The organism is Roseixanthobacter psychrophilus (assembly GCF_043195195.1).
Lineage (GTDB): Bacteria > Pseudomonadota > Alphaproteobacteria > Rhizobiales > Xanthobacteraceae > NCEH01.
In genome coordinates this window covers 151,774-168,666 of record NZ_JBAFWT010000004.1, presented here as the reverse complement: position 1 = coordinate 168,666, position 16,893 = coordinate 151,774, and the positions used below count along the sequence as shown (strand labels likewise).

The window sequence follows — 16,893 nt, the reverse complement described above, 5'->3', positions numbered from 1 at the left end:
GGCCATGATCCGCGCTCTCCACCGTTGGCCGGGTCTGCTGGCTCTGGTCCTCGTCACCATTCTTGCGCTCAGTGGGGCGGCTCTGTCGGTCTTCCCGGCAGCGGAGCGCCTCTCCGCGCCGCAAGCCGAGGATGGGCTTTCCGTGGCCACGCTCGCCGCGCGCGTTCAAGCCGTCTATCCCGGCGTCGAGCAGATCCGGCGCGCGCCGTCGGGCCGGATCACCGCCTATTGGTTCGAGAGCGGCGCGCCGGGTGCCGCGGTCATCGACCCCGGAACGGGGCAAGGCATCGCCTCGGCCGACCGCAACCCGACCGAGCGCTGGCTGACCCGCCTGCATCGGTCTCTTCTTCTGGACGATGCGGGCCGGATCGCGATGGCGGCGGGCGCGGCTGCGATGCTCGTCCTGTCGCTTTCCGGCGCGTGTCTGGTCGCCCGCCGGGTCGGGGGTTGGGCCCGCTGGTTCGCTCACCTGCGAGGCCCATTTTCGGGGCGGCTGCATGTCGAGATCGCCCGTGTCGCCGTCGTCGGCCTCACCCTCTCCTCGGCGACGGCGTTGTGGATGACGGCGTCCACCTTCGGCCTGCTGCCGCAGGGAGGAGCAGTGCTGACTGTTCCGGCCGGGGTCAGCGGGACTACCGGTGCGGCGATTGCCAAGATGGACCTGCTCGCCGCCACGCCGGTCGCGGAGCTGCGCGAGCTGGCCTTTCCCTATCCCGGGGATGCCGCCGACGTCTTCACGCTGAAGACGGACCGGGGTGCCGGCTATCTCGACCAGGGGACCGGGACGCTTCTTGCCTGGGCTGACCTGACACCCTGGGAGAAGGTCTCGGAGACGATCTACATGCTGCACACCGGCAAGGGTGCGGCAGGGCTGGGACTTGTGCTCGGGCTCGTGGCCCTGAGCGTGCCGGCGATGGGTGGCACGGGGCTCGCTCTGTGGTGGGCAGGGCGGCGCGGACGGCCGAAAGTGAGGAACAACGTCGCTGCCGATCGCGCCGGCACGATCCTGCTTGTCGGCAGCGAAGGCGGAAGCACCTGGGGCTTTGCCGCGACTCTGCACAGGGCGCTGTCGGAGGCCGGCCAGGATGTCCACGTGGCTGCGATGTCGACCTTCGATCCGGCCCGCTACACGCGCGCCGAGCGCATCGTCGTTCTTGCGGCCACCTATGGCGATGGCGACGCGCCCGCTTCGGCCAAAGGGTTTCTCGAACGGGTGGCGCAACTCGAAACAATACCCTCCGCACGTCTCGCGGTACTCGGTTTCGGCGACCGCAGCTTCCCGGCCTTCTGCGCCTTCGCACAAGCCGTGTCGGCTGCGGCGCAGGCGAAGGGTTGGCGGGAGCTTATCCCCTTCGACACCGTCGACCGCCAGTCGCCGCAGGATTTTGCCCGCTGGGGCCGCGAGTTCGGCGCGGCAATCGGGATTGCACTGGAGCTCTGCCATCAGCCCATGCCGCCCGCGTCGCACGAGCTGACGCTGATGTCGCGTCGCGACTACGGGGCAAAGGTGCAGGCGCCGACCGCGATCCTGCGCTTCGCCCTGCCGCAGGTTCCACTTTGGCGGCGCTTGACCGGGCGGGGCTTCGGGCCATTCCGGGCGGGCGATCTGCTCGGCGTCCTGCCCGTCGGCTCGGCGGTGCCGCGGTTCTATTCGCTCGCCTCCGGAAGCCGCGACGGTTTCCTCGAGATCGTGGTGAAAAAGCACCCCGGTGGCCTGTGCTCGGGGCAGCTCAAGGGGCTCGAACCGGGGGACACCGTGACGGCTTTCGTGCGGCCAAATCCTGCGTTCCGGGTTGGTGGTGGTCGCACTGCGCTGATCCTGATCGGCGCCGGGACCGGGATCGGCCCGCTCGCGGGGTTCGTCCGGGCCAACAGGGAGCGGCGCCCGGTGCATCTCTTCTTCGGCATGCGTCATCCCGACAGCGACTTCCTCTATGGCGAGGAATTATCGACCTGGCAGAAACAGGGTCGCCTCGCGCGGTTCGTCACAGCGGTCTCGCGCGGTGCGCACCCGCATTACGTGCAGGACGCGCTGCGTGCCGAAGGAACGCAGGTCGCCCGGCTGATCCGGGACGGGGCCCGCGTGATGGTTTGCGGCGGCCGCGAGATGGCCGCCGGGGTGGCGGATGCGCTGACCGAGATCCTCGCGCCGTCCGGGCTGACACCGGCCACACTCAAAGCCGAGGGGCGCTATGTCGAAGATGTCTACTGATCGCGTGCGTTACGCACTGAACGGCCCGACGATGGGCACCCGTTGGTCCGCCCTGTTTCATGCGGCTTCAAGCTTCGATGCCGCCCCGGTCGAAGCGGCACTTCAGGCGGCGACGGACGAGGTGGATGCACAAATGTCCACCTGGAAGCCGGACAGCGACCTGATGCGTCTCAATGCTGCGCCGCTGAACATCTGGATCGGCGTGCCGATGCGCCTCATGGCGGTGCTCGCGACCGCGTTGGCGGTCGGGCGCGCTTCGGATGGGGCCTTCGACATCGGCGTCGGCGACGCCGTCACCGCATGGGGCTTCGGTCGGGCCGAGGGCAGCCTCGAAGGCATTCGCGAGACCCTCAGTAGCCCGAGATACCGGGCACATGATGTGTTGGAACTCGATCCGGCGAGGGGCCGGGTGCGTAAGCATGCACCCTTGACCCTCGACCTCTCCGGCATCGCCAAGGGTTATGGCGTGGACCGGTTGGCCGAAGTGGTGCGCGCATTCGGCATCACCGGCGCATTGGTGGCCATCGATGGCGAATTGCGGGCTATCGGGCTTCAGCCTGACGGTGCTGCGTGGGCCGTGGCCATCGAGCGGCCGGACCCTGTCGCGCGGGCCCCTCAGGCGATGATCGCTCTTCACGACGCTGCTGTCGCGACCTCCGGCGACTACCGGCACTGGGTCGATATCGGCGGCCGGCGGCTGTCGCACACCATGGACCCGGCACGCGGCGGGCCGCTCGTAGCGTCTCCCGCCTCCGTCACCGTCGTCGCCGCGAGTTGCATGGCCGCTGACGCCTGGGCAACAGCACTCATGGTACGAGGAAGGCTGGAAGGCGTAGAGTTGGCGCGTAGGCAAAATCTTGACGCCCTCTTCATTGACCGAGAGGGCGACCGCCTTCGCGAAACGCCGGTCGGGCGGCTGTTCGAGGCCCGTTCAGGCCCGGGTGCTCAACCTGACCGCGGGATGCACGCCAGATGAACCCATTGCTTCACGATCGCCTCAGCGTCGCGCTTCTGGGCATCGCCTTGCTTGGCCTCGTTTCCGGCCTCGGACTGCTGCTGGGCGGGCAACCCCACCTTGCCACCCTGGCCTGGACAGCAGGCGTCGGCCCCGCGCTGGCGACGCTGGTGGTCGAGATCGTCCGCAGCCTTTCGAAGGGTGAGGTTGGACTGGACATCGTGGCTGCCCTGTCGATGTCGGCGGCCCTGCTGTTTGGCGAGACGCTCGCGGCGGCCGTGGTTGCGCTGATGTATTCCGGCGGGACCTTCCTGGAAAGCTTTGCCGAGGGCCGCGCCCGGCGTGAGATGAGCGATCTCCTGTCGCGCGTGCCGCGAACGGCGACGCGGCATCGCGGCGGCACACTCGACGAGGTGCCATTGGATGAGATTAAGCCGGGTGACCTGCTGCTGATCCGGCAGGGCGACATCGCGCCCGTAGACGGCACGGTCGAGAGCGACCGCGCGATGCTGGACCAGTCGGCACTGACGGGCGAGTCCATGCCCGTGCGCCTGGAGCGCGGACAGGAGGTCATGAGCGGCTCGACCAATGCGGGCGAAGTCTTCGATTTGTATGTGAGCCGTGGCGCCGCCGACAGCACCTATGCCGGGATCGTCCGGCTGGTCGAGGCGGCACAGCAATCCAAGGCGCCGATGGCCCGGCTCGCGGACCGCTACTCGCTGCTGTTTCTGGCGGTGACACTCGCTCTTGCGACGGCGGCCTGGTGGTTCACGGGCGACCCGATCCGCGCTGTGGCGGTTCTGGTGGTTGCGACCCCATGTCCGCTGATCCTCGCGGTCCCGGTGGCCCTCGTGGCCGGCTTGTCACGTGCGGCCCATTTCGGGGTTCTCATCAAGGGCGCAAAGCCGCTTGAGGCGCTGGCGCGGATCCAGACGCTGATCCTCGACAAGACGGGCACATTGACCGACGGGCGACCACAGGTCGTTTCGATCCATGCACTCGGCGCCCTTTCCGAGGCCAATGTCCTGTACTTCGCCGCCGCTCTGGATCAGGCCTCGAAACATCCGATCGCGCAGGCGATCGTCGCGGCGGCGCATGCGCGCGGCGCCACGCTGCCGCTCCCTGAAAACGTAATCGAGACGCCTGGAGACGGCGTTGCGGGGGTTATCGATGGCCGAAAGGTCGTTGTGGGGGGCGCGAGCTTCGTCGCATCGCAGATCGAGGCGGATGACCTTGAAGACGCGATCCGCGAAGCAGGTTCGGTCGTCGTTGCACTTGCAGTGGACGGGAAACGCGTCGGCCATCTCGTACTGGCCGATGCGCTGCGGGCCGGCACCTCCGATCTGCTTGCCGGGCTGCGCCGTCTGGGCATCAGCCGCATCCTGCTGGCAACCGGCGACCGCCGTGCAGTGGCCAAGGCCGTGACCGAGGGGCTGGACCTTGACGCCGTGCGGGCCGACCTGACCCCGGACCAAAAGGTTCTGGTGGTCCTCACCGAGCGCAAGAATGGCCCGGTGATGATGGTGGGCGACGGCGTCAACGATGCGCCGGCTCTTGCCGCCGCTGACATCGGTGTTGCCATGGGCGCGCGCGGGGCGGCGGCCTCCGCCGAGGCGGCGGATGTCGTTCTGCTGGTGGACCAATTGGACCGCCTTCTGCCCGGAATCGAAATCGCCCAACGCTCGCGCCGGATCGCCTTGGAAAGCGTCGTGGCCGGGATCGGGCTGTCGATCCTGGGCATGGTTGCCGCAGCCTTGGGATATCTGACACCCGTGCAGGGCGCCTTGTTGCAGGAAGTGATCGACGTGGCGGTCATCCTGAACGCGCTGCGGGCGCTCAGGATCGTGCCGAGAGAGGCCGCGCGGACAATTGCCGGCGCACGTGGACTTGGCGGCGAAGTATGTCGGCCTGGCGCCCACACGAGAGCGACACACCACAATGTGGGGTAAAATGAGAAATGAGGCCGAAGAGCCTCTTATTTTCGCTTATTATTCAATGTATTAAGCGGATAAGTGGCGGAGAGGGAGGGATTTGAACCCCCGATACGGTTGCCCGTATGCCGCATTTCGAGTGCGGTGCATTCGACCACTCTGCCACCTCTCCATCCGGGGGCCGGAGCTTATCGCATCCGTCGACGTGGTTCTCAGCGCTTCTAACCGAGCCGCGAAACAAGCACAAGACGCGCGCACACGCTTTCCACGCCGGCCGGAACGCGCCGCAAATGCTCAGGGCGTGCCGTCAACCGGACGCGGCTTGCCGGCGGCGTCGATGGCCACGAAGGTGAACACCGCCTCGGTCACCTTGCGCGTATCTTCCCCTTCGCGCGCCCGGCGCCAGGCCTCCACCTCGATCCGCAGCGAGGTCCGCCCCACGGTCAGCAGATTGGCGAATAGGCTCACCTCGTCGCCCACGAACACCGGCCCGAGGAAGGTGATCGCCTCCACCGCCACGGTGGCGCAGCGCCCGCGCGCGCGGCGGGCGGCGACATTGCCTGCCGCGAGATCCATCTGCGACATCAGCCAGCCGCCGAAAATATCGCCGCTCGGATTGGTATCCGCCGGCATGGCGATGGTGCGAATGGCCGGGACGCCGTCCGGAATATCGGACTGCTTGTCGTGCATGATGGGACCCTTGCGTTCGGATGCGGCTCATGGCGCCCGGCGAGCCGGAGGCGGATCCCGCTTGGACGTGTTCCAACCGCAGGGTTAAGACACCCTGCGGCCGGACGCAAACCGGCGCCGCTCCGCGTTTTTGACCCGGCGCGCACATTGACAAGCGGACCCGGCAAAGGGTACACGAACCGCTTCGCGTGGGCCGTTGCGCCCATATTCCCAATCGACCGAAAGAAGCCCGCCCTTCGAGGCTGGTGGAACACGAAAGCGAGACAAAGATGTTCGCGGTCATCAAGACGGGCGGCAAGCAGTATCGGGTCGCCCCCGAAGACGTCATCACGGTCGACAAGATTATCGACGCCGAAGCCGGCCAGATCCTGTCGTTCCCCGTGCTCATGCTGGCAGGCGAGACCACCGTGATCGGTGCCCCGCTCGTGGACGGCGCCTCCGTTACCGTCGAAGTGGTCGAGCAGACCCGCGGCGACAAGGTGATCGCGTTCAAGAAGCGTCGCCGGCAGAACTCGCGCCGCAAGCGCGGCTTCCGCGCCGACCTCACCGTCGTGCGCATCACCGAGATTCTCGGAACCGACGGCAAGGCCGTCGCCCCCGCAACCCAAGCTGCGCCGGCCGAACAGGCCTCGGCCGAAGCTTGATCTGAGAACGGAGAGCGCAAATGGCTCATAAAAAAGCAGGCGGTTCATCCCGCAACGGCCGCGATTCCGACGGCCGGCGCCTTGGCGTGAAGCGCTTCGGCGGCCAGGAAGTCATTCCCGGCAACATTATCGTGCGTCAACGCGGCACCAAATGGCATCCCGGCACCAACGTCGGCATGGGCAAGGACCATACCTTGTTCGCGCTTATTGAAGGCCGAGTCGAGTTCCGCACCAAAGCCAACGACCGCACGTTTGTATCCGTTGTCGCTACCCCCGCCCTTGAGGCGGCTGAATAACCGGCGAGACCTGAAAATGCAGGATCCCGCCGGTCTCGTCGAACCGGAGGGAGCCTGAACCAGGAAGCTGGGGCTCCGATGAACCGGGGAGACGGGCACGTCTTCCCGGTTTTCTTTTGCCCTTGGCCTGGAGCCCGCCATGACCATCATCGAGACGCCGCCCGGAGTTGCGCTGCAGGAAAGCTGTATGCCCGTCCTCGAAACCGCGCGGCTGGTGCTGCGCGCACCCAAGATCGAGGACGTGGACGCCATCGCCGCTTTAGCCAACAGCCGCCGCATCGCGGAAATGACCGCGAACCTGCCCCATCCCTATCGCGCGGCCGATGCCTTAAGCTTCGTCGCCACCGCCCCGCAGGGCCCGGATGCCGCCACCTTCGCCGTGCTTCTGAAGCAGGAAGGCGCCCTGGTGCTCGTCGGCATGTCCGGTTTCGCCCGTCGCCCCGGCGAGCCGGCGCCGGAGCTTGGCTATTGGATCGGCGAGACCTTCTGGGGCCGGGGCATCGCCACCGAGGCCGCCCGCGCCGTGATCGATTATGCCTTCTCTGAAACCGGGGTCGAGCAGATCGCGGGTGCCGCGCGGGTGGTGAATCCCGCCTCGCGCCGGGTTCTGGAGAAGTGCGCCTTCCAATGGTGCGGCGCCGGCCTGTGCCGGGTGAAGGCGCTCGGCGCCTCGGTTCCGGTGGACCGCTTCCTGCTGGATCGCCGCACCTGGGTATCGCTGCGCGCCTGGGCCGCGAGCGCCCTGCCCGGCGGTGTCCGGGCGCACTGAGCCGGGTCGCGCGGGACCGGGGGCGAAGATTTCCCGGTCGCGCGCGCACCGTAGTCGCGCGGAAACCGTCTTGATTTGCTAAGCAGGGGCAAGCCTGCGGGCAAAAGAGGTACGTCAATGAAGCGTCAGGAAGACCTTCCCTATCGTCGCTGCGTCGGCCTTGCCGTGTTCAACCAGGCCGGCCGGGTTTTCATGGGCCAGCGCGCCGGCGGGCCGGAACATTTGAACATGGAGCATTCCTGGCAGATGCCGCAGGGCGGCATCGATGCCGGGGAGCAGCCGTTCGAGGCGGCGCTGCGGGAATTGTACGAGGAGACCTCGATCCGCTCCGTCGTTCGACTGGGCGAAGTGGAGGATTGGCTGAACTACGATCTACCGGGCCGCATCGCGGGCGAGGCCTGGAGGGGTAAATATCGCGGCCAGACCCAGCGCTGGTTCGCCCTGCGCTTCACCGGCGCCGAAGGGGAGATCGAAATCCTCAAGCCCGGCGGCGGCAAGCACAAGGCCGAGTTCGTGCACTGGCGCTGGGAGGATCTCGACCGCACGGCCGAGCTGGTGGTGCCGTTCAAGCGCCCGGTCTATGAGCGGGTGATCCACGAGTTCCGGCGGTTCGCCGGGGCGTGAGGCACGCGGCCCGACGCCCGAAGGCCGAAAAGCAACGAGGGCCGGAGGCCGGGAGACGAAAAAGGCCGGCGTGAGCCGGCCTTTTTGTCCCAAACGGGGGCGCCTGAAAGCGGGGCCTGTCAGTGCGGCAGCGGCGCTTCGCCAGGCACCAGAATGTCCAGCACCTGCTTGAGATCGGACACCTGCGACTCGGCGCGCTGGCGCGCCTCGTCGGTGCGGGCGTCCGCGATATCTTCCTGCGCATCCTTGATGAGCTGGCGCAGCATTTCCGGCTTGATCTCTTCCACCGGCACCGCCCGCTCGGCGAGCACGGTGAGGCCCGTGGGGTTCACCTCGGCAAGGCCGCCGCGCACGAACAGACGCTTGGCGCCGCCATCGGCGTGAATGGTCAGGATGCCCGGGCGCAAGGTGGCAATGAACGGCGCATGGCCGGCCATGACACCGAAATCGCCTTCGGTTCCCGGCACGCCCACTTCCTGCACCTGGCCGGAAAAGAGGAGCTTCTCGGGTGAGACGAGCTCAAAGGGGAAGGTGGCCATCTGTGTGTCTCCGACCGCGCGGGGCCTTTATGCGTTCGATGCCGGCCCTGCATCCGCTTGCGCGGGGCACGGGGCCGGCCTCTGTCACCCTTCGGGCCCGCAGGCTCAGGCGCGTGTGATCAGGCGGCTTCCGCCGCCATCTTCTTGCCCTTCTCGATGGCTTCCTCAATGGTTCCCACCATGTAGAAAGCACCTTCGGGAAGGTGATCATACTTGCCTTCCACCAGGCCCTTGAAGCCCTTGATGGTGTCGGCGAGGTCAACCAGCTTGCCGGGCGAGCCGGTGAACACTTCGGCCACATGGAACGGCTGGCTGAGGAAGCGCTCGATCTTGCGGGCGCGCGACACCACCAGCTTGTCCTCTTCGCTCAGCTCGTCCATGCCGAGAATGGCGATGATGTCCTGGAGCGACTTGTAGCGCTGCAGGGTCTGCTGCACCTGACGGGCCACATTATAGTGCTCCTCGCCGATCACCAGCGGGGACAGGATGCGCGAGGTGGAGTCCAGCGGATCCACCGCGGGATAGATGCCCTTTTCCGCGATCGAGCGCGAGAGCACGGTGGTCGCGTCCAGATGGGCGAACGAGGCGGCGGGCGCCGGGTCGGTCAGATCGTCGGCGGGCACATAGATGGCCTGCACCGAGGTGATCGAACCCTTGGTGGTGGTGGTGATGCGTTCCTGTAGCGCGCCCATGTCGGTGGCGAGCGTCGGCTGATAGCCCACCGCCGAAGGGATACGGCCGAGCAGAGCCGACACTTCCGAGCCGGCCTGGGTGAAGCGGAAGATGTTGTCCACGAAGAACAGCACGTCCTGGCCCTGGTCGCGGAAATGCTCGGCGACGGTCAGGCCGGTCAGCGCGACGCGGGCGCGGGCGCCCGGGGGCTCGTTCATCTGGCCATAGACCAGGGCGCACTTGGAGCCGGCAGCCGAGCCGTCATGCTCGTGCGGGTCCACGTTCACCTTGGACTCGATCATCTCGTAATAGAGATCGTTGCCCTCGCGGGTGCGCTCGCCGACGCCGGCGAACACGGAATAGCCGCCGTGCGCCTTCGCGATATTGTTGATCAGCTCCATGATGAGCACGGTCTTGCCCACGCCGGCGCCGCCGAACAGGCCGATCTTGCCGCCCTTGGAGTAAGGCGCCAGCAGGTCGACCACCTTGATGCCGGTCACGAGAATTTCGGCTTCGGTGGACTGCTCGGCGTAGGTCGGGGCTTCCTGGTGGATGGCGCGAACCATCTCGCCGACGATCGGGCCGAGTTCGTCAACCGGCTCGCCGATGACGTTCATGATGCGGCCGAGGGTGGCTTCGCCCACGGGCACCTGGATCGGCGCGCCGGTGTCGGCCACCGGCTGGCCGCGCACCAGACCTTCGGTCGAGTCCATGGCGATGGTGCGCACGGTGCTCTCGCCGAGATGCTGGGCCACTTCCAGCACCAGGCGATTGCCCTGGTTGGTGGTTTCCAGGGCGTTGAGAATTGCCGGCAGGTGGCCGTCGAACTGCACGTCGACGACGGCGCCGATGACCTGAGAGATGCGTCCGGTGGGTTTGGCCATAGTTCGTCGTCCTTGTGTCTCGACCGCGCTGCCGTCAGAGCGCTTCTGCGCCGGAGATGATCTCGATGAGTTCCTTCGTGATCATGGCCTGGCGCGTGCGGTTGTAGATGAGGGTCTGCTTCTTGATCATCTCGCCCGCATTGCGGGTGGCGTTGTCCATGGCGCTCATCTGCGAGCCATAGAAGGACGCCTGATTTTCCAGCAGCGCGCGGAACACCTGCACCGCAAGATTGCGCGGCAGCAGGTCGGCGAGGATTTCGCCCTCGTCCGGCTCGTAATCGTAAGGCATGGCCTCGCCGCCCTTCTGCTCGAAGGTGGCGGGGATGATCTGCTGGCCGGTCGGGATCTGGGAGATCACCGACTTGAAGCGCGAGAAGAACAGGGTGCAGACATCGAACTCGCCCTTATTGAAGCGGGCGATGATCTTTTCGGCGATGTCCTGGGCGTTGACGAAGCCCAGCGTGCGCACGGCGCGCAGATCCACCAACTCGACGATCTGGTTCGGGAACGTGCGGCGCAGCTGGTCGTAGCCCTTGCGGCCGACGCAGAAGAACTTCACGTCCTTGCCCTGGGCAATCAACGAATAGGCCCGCTCGCGCGCGAAACGCACGATCTGGGTGTTGAACGCACCGCACAGGCCACGCTCGGAGGTGCAGACGAGGAGCAGATGGTTCTGATCCTTGCCGGTACCCGCGAGCAGAAGCGGTGTATCGGCGCTCACCGTGACGCCGGAGGCGAGGTTGCCGAGCACGGCTTCCATGCGCTCGGCGAACGGACGCGCGGCCTCGGCCATGGTCTGGGCGCGACGCAGCTTCGCCGCGGCGACCATTTGCATCGCCTTGGTGATCTTCTGCGTCGCCTTGACCGAGGCGATCCGGTTTCTAAGTTCTTTCAGGCTCGCCATTGCGCCCGTCCATCAATCTCGAGGAAAGGCTCAGGAAAAGCTCTTGGAAAAGGCGGTGATGGCCTTCGTGAGCTTCTCCTGGGTCTCCTTGGACATTTCCTTGGAGGTGCGAATGGTGTCGAGGATGTCCTGGTGCTGCGAGCGCAGCGCCAAGAGCAGGCCCTGCTCAAACTCACGCACCTTGGAGACCGGCAGCGGGTCGAGATAGCCGTTGGTGCCGGCGAAGATCACCACCACCTGCTCTTCGACCTTCATCGGCGAGAACTGGCCCTGCTTCAGCAGTTCCGTCAGGCGCGCGCCGCGGTTCAGCAGCTTCTGGGTGGAGGCGTCGAGGTCCGAGCCGAACTGGGCGAAGGCCGCAAGCTCGCGATACTGGGCCAGCTCGCCCTTGATCTTGCCCGCCACCTGCTTCATCGCCTTGATCTGGGCGGAGGAGCCGACGCGCGACACCGAGAGGCCGACGTTCACCGCCGGGCGGATACCCTGGTAGAACAAATCGGATTCAAGGAAGATCTGACCGTCGGTGATGGAGATCACGTTGGTCGGGATATAGGCCGACACGTCGTTGGCCTGGGTCTCGATCACCGGGAGGGCGGTCAGCGAGCCGGCGCCATTGGCGTCGTTCAGCTTGGCCGCGCGCTCCAGCAGGCGGGAGTGGAGATAGAACACGTCGCCGGGATAAGCTTCGCGGCCCGGCGGGCGGCGCAGCAGCAGCGACATCTGGCGATAGGCGACCGCCTGCTTGGACAGATCGTCATGGACGATCAAGGCGTGCATGCCGTTGTCGCGGAAGAACTCGCCCATGGCGGTGCCGGAGAACGGCGCCAGGAACTGCATCGGGGCCGGGTCGGAGGCGGTGGCGGCGACGATGATAGAATATTCCAGCGCGCCCTGCTCTTCCAGCACCTTCACGAACTGGGCGACCGTGGAGCGCTTCTGGCCCACCGCCACATAGACGCAATAGAGCTTGGCCTTCTCGTCCGTGCCCATGTTGATGGGCTTCTGGTTGAGAATGGCGTCGAGCGCGACGGCGGTCTTGCCGGTCTGGCGGTCGCCGATGATCAGCTCGCGCTGGCCGCGGCCCACCGGGATCAGCGCATCGATGGCCTTCAGGCCGGTCTGCATGGGCTCATGCACCGACTTGCGGGGAATGATGCCCGGCGCCTTCACGTCGACACGGCGGCGCTCGGTGTAAACAATCGGGCCCTTGCCGTCGATCGGATTGCCCAGCGCGTCCACGACGCGGCCCAGCAGACCCTTACCGACCGGCACGTCGACGATGGCGCCGGTGCGCTTGACGGTCTGGCCTTCCTTGATCTCGCGGTCGGAGCCGAAGATCACGATACCGACATTGTCGATTTCGAGGTTCAGCGCCATGCCGCGGGTGCCGTTCTCGAACTCGACCATTTCGCCCGCCTGGACGTTGTCGAGACCATAAGCGCGCGCAATGCCGTCGCCCACGGAGAGAACCTGACCGACCTCCGAGACTTCCGCCTCCTGGCCGAAATTCTGGATCTGCTCTTTCAGGATGGCAGAGATTTCAGCGGCTCGAATGTCCATCAGCGGACCTCTTTCATCGCATGCCGGATAGAATTGAGTTTGGTCTTCAAAGAAGCATCGACCATGCGCGAGCCGAGCTTCACGATCAGACCACCGATGATGGACGGGTCGACGGTCACGTCGAGGCTCACGTCCTTGCCGGTCTTTTGAGCCAGCGCTTCCTTGAGCGCGGCAATATGGGCGTCGCTCAGCGGCTCGGCGGCAGTCACCTGCGCCGTCACCTCGCCGCGATGGGCGGCGACCAGAGCGTTGAATCCGGAAATCATGGACGGCAGCGCGAACAGACGGCGGTTGCTGGCCACGAGCTTGACGAAATTCGCGGTGATGCCGGTGATGCCGATGCTCTGCATCACCGCCGCAATGGCGCGGGCCTGCTCCTCGGCACCGAAGACCGGGCTGCGCACGAGACGGCCGAGGTCGGCATTCTCCGCGATCAGGCCCGACAACATGCCGAGGTCTGCCTGCACGGCGTCGAGGGTTCCCGCCTCGTTCGCCAATTCGAACAGTGCGGTCGCATAGCGCCCCGCCATGCCTGACACGATCGTCTCCGCCACCCGCGCCTCTCTCGGGTCCGCAACCTCCGCCACGCGATCCGCGCGTCAGGAGACCCAAACCCTTGATCTGTTGGGAATATCGATGTTCCCCCCCGAAAGACCGGCACGCCCGGTCCCCGGAAGTCGGGGTTGCCTAACACAGGCTTTGCGAAGCGGCAACACGACCGAGTGAAGGGCACAGTGCCGCATTGACGCACCGCACCCCGGATTAGCGCGCAATTCCATGCCCTAAGGGCAGAAATTTTCCTTTTGCGCCGTCGCTTTGCCCAAAAAACGTGACAAGGGCGACCTTCGGCGCGGGCTTTCCCCCGGAAACCGGCAACACTATTTTTCCGGCAAAAAAAGACCCGCCGGATTCACCGGCGGGTCGCATGCTTAGGCGACGAACCTCAGCTTCTGATTCAGTTCGCCGAGGTCGTCTTGTTGGGATTCGGCGGGAAGGCGGCGTTCTTGATGGTGCCTTCCAGCAGTTCCTCCGCCATCTTCAGCTGCGTATCGTCCTTGGGATCGGCCGGAACGTAGGAGGGCGAACCCGCCTGCTCGTCGTCGCCGTTCTTCAGGTGGCCCTTCAGCGAGGCCTCGCCGCGCGTCGTGTCGCCGGCGGCGGCCCCGAGCTTCGCCTTCTGGTCGTCCGGCAGGTCCTGGACCAGGATGATGTCCGGCTCGATGCCCTTGGCCTGGATCGAGCGGCCCGACGGCGTGTAATAGCGCGCCGTGGTGAGCCGCAGCGCGCCGTTGCCGCCGAGCGGGATGATGGTCTGCACCGAGCCCTTGCCGAACGTGCGCGAGCCGAGAATGGTCGCGCGCTTGTGGTCCTGCAGGGCGCCGGCGACGATTTCCGAGGCCGAGGCCGAGCCACCGTTGGTCAGCACGATCACCGGCTTGCCCTTGGTGAGGTCACCGCCGCGGGCATTGAAGCGCTGAGTCTCGTCCGCATTGCGGCCGCGGGTGGAGACAATCTCGCCCTTGTCCAGGAACGCATCCGACACGGCGATCGCCTGATCCAGGAGACCGCCGGGATTGTTGCGCAGGTCGACGATATAGCCCTTGATCTTGTCGGGGCCAATCTGGGCGGTGGTGTCCTCGATGGCCTTCTTCAGATTGTCGAAGGTCTGCTCGTTGAACGAGGTGATGCGCAGATAGGCGATATCGCCATTCTCCACACGCGAGCGCACGGCACGGATCTTGATGTTGTCGCGAACCACCTTGATCTCGATCGGCTTGTCCTGGCCCTTGCGGGCGATGGTCAGGCGGATCGGCGTGTTGACCGCGCCGCGCATCTTCTCCACCGCCTGATTCAGGGTCAGGCCCTGCACCTGGTCGTCGTCGAGCTTGGTGATGATGTCGCCGGCCTGAACGCCGGCCTTGGCCGCCGGGGTGTCGTCGATCGGCGCGATGACCTTCACGAGGCCGTCTTCCATGGTGACCTCGATGCCGAGGCCGCCGAATTCGCCGCGGGTCTGCACCTGCATGTCGCGGAAGCTCTTCGCGTCCATGTAGGAGGAGTGCGGATCGAGGCCCTGAAGCATGCCGTTGATGGCGGTTTCCACCAGCTTGGCGTCATCGGGCTTCTCGACATAATCCGACCGCACGCGCTCGAACACGTCGCCGAACAGGTTGAGCTGCCGGTAGGTGTCGGACGAGGCGGCCTGCGCGGTCATGCTGGACAGCAGACCCGGCTGGGTCGCCGCGACGGCCACAAGGGCGCCGGCCGCAACGCCAAAGAGAAATAGAGACGTACGACGCATCATCCGCGCACCTTCTGACTGTCCGTTGCCGCCCACCAGGGGGCGGGATCGATTGAATTTCCGTCTTTCCGGAATTCGACATATAAATGGGGCTGTCCCGAGGCCGCATTTGCCGCCTTGGGGCCGTTTCCCATCACCGCCACGGGTTCTCCGGTCAGAACGAACTGCCCGAGGTCCACGGTGATGCGCTCCATTCCCGCCATGAGAATATGGTAGCCCCCGCCCGCATTTATGATCAAGAGTTGACCATAGGAGCGGAAAGGCCCGGCATAAACCACCCAGCCGTCGCTTGGCGCCGCCACTTGCGCGCCCGCCCGCGTGCCGATGGTGATGCCCTTTTCCGTGCCGCCGAGCCCGTCCGAGGTGCCGAAATCGCGCAGCCGGACGCCAGCAACCGGCAATGGCAGCAAGCCTTTGGCCTCGGTAAAGGCGATGGCGGGCGACAGCCGCGCTGGATTTGACAAGGCCGCCACCTGGGTCTTGCCCACCCCTCCTGCCGCAGGGGAATCGGCCGGTGCGCTGCGGGCCGCATCGGCGGCGCGCGCGGCGGGCGCGACCTCCGTTTCAAGCCGGGTCACGAGATCGTGCACGTCGCCGCTGGCCTTGGCCAGCGAATCAGCCTGAGCCTTGTCCGCAGTCTGCGTGGTATTATTTTCCGCCTGGCGCCTTTGGCGCTCGGTGACGAGAGCGGCAATGCGGGCGCGATCCTCCCCGAGCGAGGTGCGCAGCGTGTTCAGCGTGTCCCGGGCGGTCGTCAACTCGACCCGCACGCGGTTCAGCTCGGCGAAGTCGGCGGCGAGCGTCTCCGCCTCCACCCGCATTTCCGGCAGCAGGGCGCCGAGCAGGATCGCGGAGCGCACCGCATCGAGCGCATCGTCCGGACGCATGAGAAGCGCGGGCGGCGGATTGCGACCCATCCGCACCAGAGCGGCCAGCACGTCCGCGAGCACTTCGCGCCGGCTCAGCAGGGAGGCGGCAAGCGTGGCGCGGCTGCGGTCCAATTCGGTCATGCGGCGTTCGACATCGGTCAGTTGCTGTTCGACGTCGCGAATGTGCGTCGTGGTCTCCACCAGCATCTGCGAGAGCTTGCCCCGGTCGCCGGTGGCGCTGGCGAGATCCGCCTGAAGCTGGGCCTGGAAGGCCGCGTTGCGCTTCAGCTCGTTCTGCAGCGCCTCGGTATCCGTGGCGGGTGCGGCGCGCGTTGGCCGGGGGACCGGCACCGGGGGAGCGGGCGCCGCCGACTGGCCGCGCGCAATCCCGGCTTGCGCGAGCGCGAAGCCGATCGCCACCACGAAGAGGAAGGGCCGGGCGCGAAATACCATGAACGCAGACTTAACCGCGTGGAGTTGAGGATGTGTAAACCATCGCACAGCTTTGCCCTTGGCACAGCGGGCTTGGCGCGACGCCGCGCCCGTCAGGCCCGATGATAGGGATGGCCCGACAGAATCGTGGTGGCGCGATAGAGCTGCTCGGCCAGCATGACGCGCACCAATTGATGGGGAAAGGTCGCCGCCCCGAACGCCAGCATCAGGCCGGCGCGGGCGCGCACCGCATCCGACAGGCCATCCGCGCCGCCGATGACCAGGCAGAAAGCGGACGCGCCGGCGTCTCGGTCCAGCTGGATGCGGGTGGAAAAATCTTCGCTGGAGAGGGCGCGGCCGCGCGGATCCAAGGCGACGAGGATCGCGCCGGCGGGAATCGCGGCAAGCAGGGTCGCGCCTTCCTCGGCCATGCGATCTTCCGCGCGACGCGCGGCGGATTCGGCAAATTCGAGGGTTTCGAAGCCAGTGAGCCCGAGCGCGCGGCCGCTGGCGCGCGCCCGCTCGAAATAGCGTGTCACAAGATCTCGTTCGGCCCCGGCTTTCAGCCGGCCGATGCATACCAGCAGAATGCGCACCGCGCGCTCAGCCC

The 16,893-nt window shown here is 66.4% G+C and carries 16 protein-coding genes and 1 tRNA gene; 7 read left to right on the top strand and 10 right to left on the bottom strand.

Translation table 11 applies throughout. The annotated features are described in order from the left end of the window. Nucleotides 1–4: 4 nt before the first annotated feature. The 3 genes from V5F77_RS06385 to V5F77_RS06375 are packed head-to-tail and all read left to right on the top strand — an operon-like array spanning nt 5 to nt 5,116. The gene (locus tag V5F77_RS06385) at nt 5–2,212 is read left to right on the top strand and encodes a PepSY domain-containing protein (RefSeq protein WP_429004499.1); all 2,208 of its coding nucleotides are present in this window, start codon (nt 5–7) and stop codon (nt 2,210–2,212) included. Continuing rightward, complete coding sequence (locus tag V5F77_RS06380; protein WP_429004498.1) at nt 2,193–3,188, top strand: FAD:protein FMN transferase; 996 nt, start codon at nt 2,193–2,195, stop codon at nt 3,186–3,188. The genes V5F77_RS06385 and V5F77_RS06380 overlap by 20 nt, the downstream gene beginning before the upstream one ends. Further along, on the top strand, nt 3,185–5,116 hold the full coding sequence (locus tag V5F77_RS06375; RefSeq protein ID WP_429004497.1) for a heavy metal translocating P-type ATPase: 1,932 nt from the start codon (nt 3,185–3,187) through the stop codon (nt 5,114–5,116). The genes V5F77_RS06380 and V5F77_RS06375 overlap by 4 nt, the downstream gene beginning before the upstream one ends. A 64-nt stretch (nt 5,117–5,180) precedes the next feature. On the opposite strand, the gene V5F77_RS06370 is transcribed toward V5F77_RS06375, so the two are convergent. Both V5F77_RS06370 and V5F77_RS06365 read right to left on the bottom strand, forming a co-directional pair. Then, a tRNA-Ser gene (locus tag V5F77_RS06370) sits at nt 5,181–5,270 on the bottom strand. Between the two features lie 122 nt (nt 5,271–5,392). Beyond that, entirely contained in the window at nt 5,393–5,788 is a 396-nt protein-coding gene (locus V5F77_RS06365; protein ID WP_429004496.1) for an acyl-CoA thioesterase, read from the bottom strand. Nucleotides 5,789–6,057: 269 nt separating this feature from the next. On the opposite strand from V5F77_RS06365, the gene rplU reads away from it, so the two are divergent. From rplU to V5F77_RS06345, 4 genes are all read left to right on the top strand, one after another. Next, nucleotides 6,058–6,432, top strand: coding sequence for a 50S ribosomal protein L21 (gene rplU / locus V5F77_RS06360; RefSeq protein WP_429004495.1), 375 nt, complete (start codon nt 6,058–6,060; stop codon nt 6,430–6,432). 20 nt (nt 6,433–6,452) lie between these two features. After that, nucleotides 6,453–6,728: a 50S ribosomal protein L27 gene (gene rpmA, locus V5F77_RS06355; protein WP_429004494.1), complete on the top strand. Its 276-nt coding sequence runs from the start codon at nt 6,453–6,455 to the stop codon at nt 6,726–6,728. A 139-nt stretch (nt 6,729–6,867) separates the two neighbouring features. Then, a complete protein-coding gene (locus tag V5F77_RS06350; RefSeq protein ID WP_429004493.1) occupies nt 6,868–7,497 on the top strand; it encodes a GNAT family N-acetyltransferase in 630 nt (209 codons plus the stop codon). 117 nt (nt 7,498–7,614) lie between these two features. After that, entirely contained in the window at nt 7,615–8,121 is a 507-nt protein-coding gene (locus V5F77_RS06345; RefSeq protein WP_429004492.1) for an RNA pyrophosphohydrolase, read from the top strand. Nucleotides 8,122–8,240: 119 nt separating this feature from the next. Here V5F77_RS06345 and V5F77_RS06340 read toward each other — a convergent pair whose 3' ends face one another. The 8 genes from V5F77_RS06340 to rlmH all read right to left on the bottom strand — a co-directional run bounded on the left by V5F77_RS06340 (nt 8,241) and on the right by rlmH (nt 16,879). Continuing rightward, a complete protein-coding gene (locus tag V5F77_RS06340; protein WP_429004491.1) occupies nt 8,241–8,660 on the bottom strand; it encodes a F0F1 ATP synthase subunit epsilon in 420 nt (139 codons plus the stop codon). Between the two features lie 119 nt (nt 8,661–8,779). Beyond that, nucleotides 8,780–10,216, bottom strand: a complete 1,437-nt coding sequence (gene atpD, locus V5F77_RS06335) for a F0F1 ATP synthase subunit beta (protein WP_429004490.1) — start codon at nt 10,214–10,216, stop codon at nt 8,780–8,782. A gap of 34 nt (nt 10,217–10,250) precedes the next feature. Next, a complete protein-coding gene (locus V5F77_RS06330) occupies nt 10,251–11,120 on the bottom strand; it encodes a F0F1 ATP synthase subunit gamma (RefSeq protein WP_429004489.1) in 870 nt (289 codons plus the stop codon). 30 nt (nt 11,121–11,150) lie between these two features. Then, the gene (gene atpA / locus V5F77_RS06325; RefSeq protein ID WP_429004488.1) at nt 11,151–12,680 is read right to left on the bottom strand and encodes a F0F1 ATP synthase subunit alpha; all 1,530 of its coding nucleotides are present in this window, start codon (nt 12,678–12,680) and stop codon (nt 11,151–11,153) included. Continuing rightward, nucleotides 12,680–13,234, bottom strand: coding sequence for a F0F1 ATP synthase subunit delta (locus tag V5F77_RS06320; protein ID WP_429004487.1), 555 nt, complete (start codon nt 13,232–13,234; stop codon nt 12,680–12,682). Before V5F77_RS06320 ends, atpA begins: the two co-directional genes overlap by 1 nt. 401 nt (nt 13,235–13,635) lie before the next feature. After that, nucleotides 13,636–14,985, bottom strand: coding sequence for a S41 family peptidase (locus V5F77_RS06315; protein WP_429004486.1), 1,350 nt, complete (start codon nt 14,983–14,985; stop codon nt 13,636–13,638). Beyond that, nucleotides 14,982–16,304: a murein hydrolase activator EnvC family protein gene (locus tag V5F77_RS06310; protein ID WP_429004485.1), complete on the bottom strand. Its 1,323-nt coding sequence runs from the start codon at nt 16,302–16,304 to the stop codon at nt 14,982–14,984. Before V5F77_RS06310 ends, V5F77_RS06315 begins: the two co-directional genes overlap by 4 nt. A 92-nt stretch (nt 16,305–16,396) precedes the next feature. Next, the gene (gene rlmH / locus V5F77_RS06305; protein WP_429004484.1) at nt 16,397–16,879 is read right to left on the bottom strand and encodes a 23S rRNA (pseudouridine(1915)-N(3))-methyltransferase RlmH; all 483 of its coding nucleotides are present in this window, start codon (nt 16,877–16,879) and stop codon (nt 16,397–16,399) included. Nucleotides 16,880–16,893 lie beyond the last annotated feature (14 nt).

What these genes read in the sequence shown, in the direction of transcription:
- V5F77_RS06385 (WP_429004499.1), top strand. Translation starts at nt 5, where the DNA reads ATGATCCGCGCTCTCCACCGTTGGCCGGGTCTGCTGGCTCTGGTCCTC.
- V5F77_RS06380 (WP_429004498.1), top strand. Translation starts at nt 2,193, where the DNA reads ATGTCGAAGATGTCTACTGATCGCGTGCGTTACGCACTGAACGGCCCG.
- V5F77_RS06375 (WP_429004497.1), top strand. Translation starts at nt 3,185, where the DNA reads ATGAACCCATTGCTTCACGATCGCCTCAGCGTCGCGCTTCTGGGCATC.
- V5F77_RS06365 (WP_429004496.1), bottom strand. Translation starts at nt 5,788, where the DNA reads ATGCACGACAAGCAGTCCGATATTCCGGACGGCGTCCCGGCCATTCGC.
- rplU (WP_429004495.1), top strand. Translation starts at nt 6,058, where the DNA reads ATGTTCGCGGTCATCAAGACGGGCGGCAAGCAGTATCGGGTCGCCCCC.
- rpmA (WP_429004494.1), top strand. Translation starts at nt 6,453, where the DNA reads ATGGCTCATAAAAAAGCAGGCGGTTCATCCCGCAACGGCCGCGATTCC.
- V5F77_RS06350 (WP_429004493.1), top strand. Translation starts at nt 6,868, where the DNA reads ATGACCATCATCGAGACGCCGCCCGGAGTTGCGCTGCAGGAAAGCTGT.
- V5F77_RS06345 (WP_429004492.1), top strand. Translation starts at nt 7,615, where the DNA reads ATGAAGCGTCAGGAAGACCTTCCCTATCGTCGCTGCGTCGGCCTTGCC.
- V5F77_RS06340 (WP_429004491.1), bottom strand. Translation starts at nt 8,660, where the DNA reads ATGGCCACCTTCCCCTTTGAGCTCGTCTCACCCGAGAAGCTCCTCTTT.
- atpD (WP_429004490.1), bottom strand. Translation starts at nt 10,216, where the DNA reads ATGGCCAAACCCACCGGACGCATCTCTCAGGTCATCGGCGCCGTCGTC.
- V5F77_RS06330 (WP_429004489.1), bottom strand. Translation starts at nt 11,120, where the DNA reads ATGGCGAGCCTGAAAGAACTTAGAAACCGGATCGCCTCGGTCAAGGCG.
- atpA (WP_429004488.1), bottom strand. Translation starts at nt 12,680, where the DNA reads ATGGACATTCGAGCCGCTGAAATCTCTGCCATCCTGAAAGAGCAGATC.
- V5F77_RS06315 (WP_429004486.1), bottom strand. Translation starts at nt 14,985, where the DNA reads ATGATGCGTCGTACGTCTCTATTTCTCTTTGGCGTTGCGGCCGGCGCC.
- V5F77_RS06310 (WP_429004485.1), bottom strand. Translation starts at nt 16,304, where the DNA reads ATGGTATTTCGCGCCCGGCCCTTCCTCTTCGTGGTGGCGATCGGCTTC.